The organism is Streptomyces sp. NPDC034099, assembly GCF_055575415.1.
Map to the genome: position 1 here is coordinate 24,015 of NZ_JBVISR010000010.1, position 6,399 is coordinate 30,413.

Below are 6,399 nucleotides of genomic sequence, written 5' to 3' on the forward strand. Positions count from 1 at the left end.
GGTCGTTCACTTCACTTCTGGTGCGTCCGGCCCTCGGACGGGTCCGGTGTGGCGAGTCGGGAGCGGCGGTGGCCGTACACGAAGTAGAACACGAGCCCGACCGCCATCCAGACACCGAAGACCACCCAGGTGACGGTGGACAGGCTGCCCATCATCCAGACGCAGAGTCCGAAGCCGAGGGCGGGCAGGACCGGCGACAGCGGGACCCGGAAGGTGCGGCGCATGTCGGGACGGGTCCGGCGCAGCACCACGACGGCGACGTTGACGAGGGCGAAGGCGAAGAGGGTGCCGATGCTGGTGGCGTCGGCGAGCCGGCCGAGCGGGACGGCGGCGGCGAGGACGCCGCAGAACAGGGAGACGATCAGCGTGTTGGCGCGGGGCGCGCCGGTCTTCGGGTGGACCTTGGAGAAGACCTTGGGCACCAGCCCGTCGCGGGACATGGCGAACAGGACGCGGGTCTGGCCGTAGAGGACGGTCAGCACGACGCTGGCGATGGCGACGACCGCGCAGAAGGCCAGCAGGGTGCCCCAGAAGCTCTGCCCGGTGACGTCGGTCATGATCTGCGCGAGGGAGGCCTCGGAGTCGGTGAAGGTCCGCCAGGGCTTGGCGCCGACGGCGACGGCCGCGACCAGGACGTACAGCACCGTGACGATGACCAGGGACAGCATGATCGCGCGGGGCAGGTCGCGCTGGGCGTTCTTCGCCTCCTCGCCGGCGGTGGAGGCGGCGTCGAAGCCGATGTAGGAGAAGAAGAGGGTCGCGCCGGCCGCGCTCACCCCGGCCATGCCGAGCGGCATGAAGTGCTCGTAGTTGCCGGAGCGGAAGCCCTGCACGCCGATCGCGCAGAAGAGCACCAGAGCCGCGATCTTGACGACGACCATGATCGTGTTGGCGCGGGCGGATTCGCGGGCGCCGCCGAGCAGGAAGGTCATGGCCAGCAGTACGACGATCAGCGCGGGCAGGTTGAAGATGCCGCCGTCGCCGGGCGGGGCGGACAGGACCGCGGGGAGGGTGACGCCGATGGTGCCGTCGAGCAGCTCGTTCAGGTACTCGCCCCAGCCGACGGCGACGGCGGCCACGGACACGCCGTACTCCAGGACCAGGCACCAGCCGCAGACCCAGGCGACCAGCTCGCCCATGGTGGCGTAGGCGTACGAGTAGGAGGACCCGGCGACCGGGATGGTGCCGGCCAGTTCGGCGTAGGACAGCGCCGAGAAGAGCGCCGTGAGGCCCGCGATGACGAAGGACAGCGTGACGGCCGGACCCGCCTTGGGGACGGCCTCGCCGAGGACGACGAAGATGCCGGTGCCGAGGGTGGCGCCGATGCTGATCATCGTGAGCTGCCAGAGACCGAGGGAGCGGCGGAGGCTGCCGTCCTCGCCCTGGCCGCCCTCCGCGACCAGGCGTTCCACGGGCTTGCGGCGCATGAGGCGCGCGGCCAGGCCCGGGGACGAGGGGGTGGCCGATGCGTCGTGGTGCGGGGGTGCGCCTTGGTCGAGCACGCGTTGACTCCTTTGTCGCTGCCGGTGGCTCCGCCGGGCTGAGCGGACGGGCTCCGGGCGGGCCTGGGGAGCGGCGGGGACCGGCGGGCGCGCTCGTGCAGAACGGGAACCCACCGAGCGGGGTCCCCGCCACGCCACGTACAGCGCAGAACACTACGAGCGGGGCCGTGCCCCGGTAATGCAGCAACCTTGCGCGTTCGGACACGATCGTTGCGTTCCACGGAGCAGCGCGGGTGTTCGTTGCGCCCGGGGTCCGTGGACGGCGGATCGCCCCTGGTCGGCGACCGCACCGGACCGAGGGACGGCGGCCTGGCGGCACGGCACGGCAGGGCCCGGCACCGCCCGGCACGACACCCCGGCGGAAGCCGGTCAGTGGCCGTCCGGATCGCCCGCGACGGCCCGTGCCTCGGCCGCGTCCGCGGCGTCGAAGCCGATCTGTCCCGGCCGGTCCCGAGCCTCCTCCTGGGCGTCGATCCAGCGCATGTGCGCCTCCCAGGCGGCCTGCTTGCTGGTGCCGAGGGCGGCCCCGATCTGCGACCAGGAGGCACCCGCCTCGCGGGCGGCGCGGACGGTGAGCTGGCGCCCGTAGGCGGCCTTGCGGGCGACCACCTCGCTCAGGGCGAGCAGTTCGAGGAGCTGGGGGCGGTCCAGGGCCTCGTCGCCGCTGCCGAACCCGGCGAGGGACTCGCGGGCGCGCAGTTCGTCGAGGCGGGCCACGGCGGTCAGCAGGGTGTGCTGCGGCTCGATGCTCTGCGGTGTCGTCATGCGCCCAGCGTCGTGTCAGGTCTGCTTGACGTCAAGCAGACCTGACACGGTACGGGTACGCGTACGGGTCCCGATCCGGCCGCGGGTCACATCCAGCTGGCGTGCAGCGGCTTGCCCTCGGCGTAGCCGGCGGCGCTCTGGATACCGACGATGGCCTTCTCGGCGAACTCCTCCAGGGAGCCGGCACCGGCGTAGGTGCAGGACGAGCGGACACCGGCGATGATCGAGTCGATCAGGTCCTCGACGCCGGGGCGGGCCGGGTCGAGGAACATGCGCGACGTGGAGATGCCTTCCTCGAACAGCGCCTTGCGGGCCCGGTCGTACGCCGACTCCTCCGAGGTGCGGTTGCGCACCGCGCGCGCGGAGGCCATGCCGAAGGACTCCTTGTAGGCGCGGCCGTTGGCGTCGTGCTGCAGGTCGCCCGGGGACTCGTAGGTCCCGGCGAACCAGGAGCCGACCATCACGTTGGACGCGCCGGCCGCAAGGGCCATCGCCACGTCGCGCGGGTGGCGGACACCGCCGTCGGCCCACACGTGCTTGCCGTACTTCTTCGCCTCGGCGGCGCACTCCAGGACGGCGGAGAACTGCGGCCGGCCCACGCCGGTCATCATGCGGGTGGTGCACATGGCACCGGGTCCCACGCCGACCTTGATGATGTCGGCGCCCGCCTCGATCAGGTCGCGCACGCCCTCGGCGGAGACGATGTTGCCGGCGACGATCGGCACCTGCGGGTCGAGCTCGCGCACCACCTTGACGGCGCTGATCATCGACTCCTGGTGACCGTGCGCGGTGTCGATGACGAGGGTGTCCACGCCCGCGTCGAGGAGCTGCTTGGCCTTGCCGGCCACGTCGCCGTTGATGCCGACGGCGGCGGCGATGCGGAGCCTGCCCTTCGCGTCGACGGCCGGGGTGTAGAGGGTGGCGCGCAGGGCGCCCTTGCGGGTGAGGATGCCGGCGAGGCGGCCGTCCTCGTCCACGGCGGGCGCGTAGCGGCGGTTGGCGGCGTCGAGGGTGTTGAACGCCTCGCGCGGGTCCAGGTCCGCGTCGATGAGGATCAGGTCCTTGGACATGACCTCTTCGAGCTGGGTGAAGCGGTCGACGCCGGACAGGTCGGTGTCGGTGACCACGCCGACGGGCCTGTTGTCCCCGTCCACGACGACCCCGGCGTTGTGCGCACGCTTGGGCAGCAGGGACAGCGCGTCGGCGACGGTCTGGTGCGGGGCGAGCACGATCGGGGTGTCCAGGACGTGGTGGCGGCTCTTCACCCAGGAGACGACGTCGGTGACGACCTCGATCGGGATGTCCTGCGGGATGACCACGAGCCCGCCGCGTCGGGCCACCGTCTCGGCCATCCGCCGGCCCGCGATGGCGGTCATGTTGGCGACGACGAGCGGGATCGTGGTGCCCGTGCCGTCCGGGGAGCCGAGGTCCACGCCCTGCCGGGAGCCGACGGCGCTGCGGCTCGGCACCATGAACACGTCGTCGTACGTCAGGTCGTACGAGGGCTGGATGTCATTCAGGAAACGCACGTGCTGCACATCCCAGTCGATCAGAGGTGGCCCCCGGACAGGTCAGCCAGGGGGAAAGAGCACGTACTTCATTGTCCCACGGCGGGTGGCCGATCACCCCCGGGCAGATCATCCAGGCTGGTCGGCGGAGTCCCTGGAGGAACCTCCAGGGCCGAGGGTGACGAAGAGCCCCGGACCGCGGTCGGTGGCCTCGGCGAAGATCTCCTCGGCGACGGCCCATTCGTCCGGCCGCGCCTCGGCGTACGCCCGCCAGCCCTCCACCACGAGCACCAGCCCCTGGTCCGCCGCCCCCTCGGGCCAGACGGAGGGGTCGGCGAGGGAGTCAGCGAGCGCGTCCCAGTTGCGGCCGAACCAGTCGGGCAGCGCCAGGTCACGGGCGCAGCGGTCCATCAGGCCCGCCTTGTCCGTGACCCCGCCGAGGTCCAGCGTGACCACGAGCCGCCCCGCGGAGTCCTCGGTCATGTCGCGCCCTTCTTCCTGCTCCTGCGGTCCTGACCGCTCGTCAGATCCCGTCGGGGTCGGTCCGGTTGAGCGTCGACTTGGGTGCCGAGCCCGCCGTCATCAGGTAGTCCGCGGCCGACGTGTCCGTCACCAGGCTGGTGACGAGGCCGGAGCGCAGCACCGCGTCGATGGCCGCGGCCTTGCGCTGCCCGCCCGCGATCGCCACCACCTCGGGGATACGGCGCAGCTGGTCGGCCTTGACCGTGATGCACCGCTCCCCCAGGTCCCGCCCGACCCGGCGGCCCTCGGCGTCGAAGAGGTGCGCGGACATCTCGGCGGCGACCCCGAGCGAGGCGTAGTGCGCGCGCTCCTCGTCGCTGAGCATGTCGTGCACCGTCGAGATGCCGGGCTCCCAGGAGCCGATGGAGACGCAGGCGACCGTGACCTTGTCGAAGTACTCGAAGGCCCGGGCGATCCCGGTCTGGTGCCGCAGCGCCTGTGCGGTGGCCGCGTCCGGCAGCAGCATCGGCGCGTAGATGGGGTGGGCGTCGCCGCCCGACACCTGGGCGGCGCGGCGGACGGCCTCCACCGAGCCGCGCTCGGCGGTCCCGGCGTCGTACACGCCCGTCAGCTGGACCACGGTGCACGGCGGCAGCCGGTCCAGCGCCGCCGCCATGTGAATGGTGGACCGGCCCCAGGCCAGGCCCAGCACGTCCCCCTCGTTGACCAGCTCGCCGAGCAGGTCGGCGGCCACCTCGCCCAGGTTCTCCGGGTCGGGTGTCTCCTCGGCGTCGGCCGGGGACTCCACCACGACGGCGTGCCTGAGGCCGTAGCGGGCCCGCAGGGCGTCGGAACGCTCGGCGTCCAGCTCGGCCGGCACCCGGATCTCGATGCGTACAAGGTCCCGCTCGAGGGCGGTCTCGAGAACCCTGGCCACCTTGAAGCGGCTGACGCCGAACTCCTCCGCGATCTGGATCTTGGACTTGCCCTCGAGGTAGAAGCGGCGGGCCATGGCCGCCGCCTGGACCAGCTCAGCGGGTCCCATCCGCATGGCTGAACGGCCCGCCGACATACCCGACACGGCGATCTCCTCACTGCTGTTCACACTCTGGATACGCCGTTCATCCTTGCAGATTCGGCGCTGTTGATCAGCCCTGATGGGAGCCGTTCACTTTCTGTTCCTCAGTGGTCGCAGGACCAGGATGCCTTGGCGGTCGTCGCGTCCGCCTGCGTGCGTAGTGCACGTACCGCCTCGGCCGGGTCGGACGCCCCGTACACGGCGGAACCCGCGACGAAGACATCGGCGCCGGCGTCGGCGCACCGCTCGATCGTCGACGCCGAGACCCCGCCGTCGACCTGGAGCCACAGCTCCAGACCGTGCTTCTTGATCAGCTCACGGGTGCGCCGGATCTTGGGAAGCATGATGTCGAGGAACGCCTGCCCGCCGAAGCCGGGTTCAACCGTCATGATCAGCAGCATGTCGAGTTCGGGGAGCAGGTCCTCGTACGGCTCGATCGGTGTCGCGGGCTTCAGCGCCATGGACGCGCGGGCGCCCTTGGCGCGGATCTCCCGCGCCAGCCGCACCGGCGCGGCGGCCGCCTCGACGTGGAAGGTGACGGAACCGGCGCCCGCCTCGACGTACTGCGGCGCCCAGCGGTCGGGCGCCTCGATCATGAGGTGGCAGTCCAGCGGGGTGTCGGTCGCGCGGGCCAGCGACTCGACCACCGGCACGCCGAGCGTGAGGTTCGGGACGAAGTGGTTGTCCATGACGTCGACGTGGAGCCAGTCGGCTCCCTCGACCGCCTCGGCCTCGTCCGCGAGGCGGGCGAAGTCGGCGGACAGGATGCTGGGGTTGATCTGCGCGGCCATGCTCCTAAGCGTGCCATGCCCTCCGGGGGTGGGCGGCAGGGGTCCCCCCGGGGTCGGGTGTTCGCCGACCGCCTGGCCGGTGGGCGTTCGCCGGCCCCCGGGCCGGTGGGGGGTTGTTCGTCGGCCCCCTGGCCGGTGGGCGTTCGCCGGCCCCCGGGCCGGTGGGGGGGGGGTGTTCGTCGGCCGCGGTCCGGTGGGGTTGTTCGTCGGCCGCGGGCCGGTGGGGGCTGGTCGCGCAGTTCCCCGCGCCCCTGGGGGTGGTCGCGGATCGTCGCCGGGCGCGGGTCCCGTGG

6 protein-coding genes are annotated in these 6,399 nt (G+C 72.1%); all 6 read right to left on the minus strand.

Annotated elements, in window-relative coordinates; all coding sequences use genetic code 11:
- Window positions 1–11: 11 nt before the first annotated feature.
- The 6 genes from ACZ56V_RS26525 to rpe all read right to left on the minus strand — a co-directional run bounded on the left by ACZ56V_RS26525 (window position 12) and on the right by rpe (window position 6,106).
- Entirely contained in the window at window positions 12–1,502 is a 1,491-nt protein-coding gene (locus ACZ56V_RS26525) for an amino acid permease (RefSeq protein WP_398917098.1), read from the minus strand.
- 369 nt (window positions 1,503–1,871) lie between these two features.
- A complete protein-coding gene (locus ACZ56V_RS26530) occupies window positions 1,872–2,267 on the minus strand; it encodes a hypothetical protein (protein WP_467381870.1) in 396 nt (131 codons plus the stop codon).
- Between the two features lie 86 nt (window positions 2,268–2,353).
- Complete coding sequence (locus ACZ56V_RS26535; RefSeq protein WP_398917102.1) at window positions 2,354–3,796, minus strand: GuaB1 family IMP dehydrogenase-related protein; 1,443 nt, start codon at window positions 3,794–3,796, stop codon at window positions 2,354–2,356.
- Window positions 3,797–3,904: 108 nt separating this feature from the next.
- The gene (locus ACZ56V_RS26540) at window positions 3,905–4,258 is read right to left on the minus strand and encodes a barstar family protein (RefSeq protein ID WP_398917104.1); all 354 of its coding nucleotides are present in this window, start codon (window positions 4,256–4,258) and stop codon (window positions 3,905–3,907) included.
- 40 nt (window positions 4,259–4,298) lie between these two features.
- On the minus strand, window positions 4,299–5,342 hold the full coding sequence (locus ACZ56V_RS26545) for a sugar-binding transcriptional regulator (RefSeq protein ID WP_087810377.1): 1,044 nt from the start codon (window positions 5,340–5,342) through the stop codon (window positions 4,299–4,301).
- A 77-nt stretch (window positions 5,343–5,419) separates the two neighbouring features.
- Window positions 5,420–6,106, minus strand: a complete 687-nt coding sequence (rpe, locus tag ACZ56V_RS26550; protein ID WP_398917106.1) for a ribulose-phosphate 3-epimerase — start codon at window positions 6,104–6,106, stop codon at window positions 5,420–5,422.
- Between the last annotated feature and the right edge of the window lie 293 nt (window positions 6,107–6,399).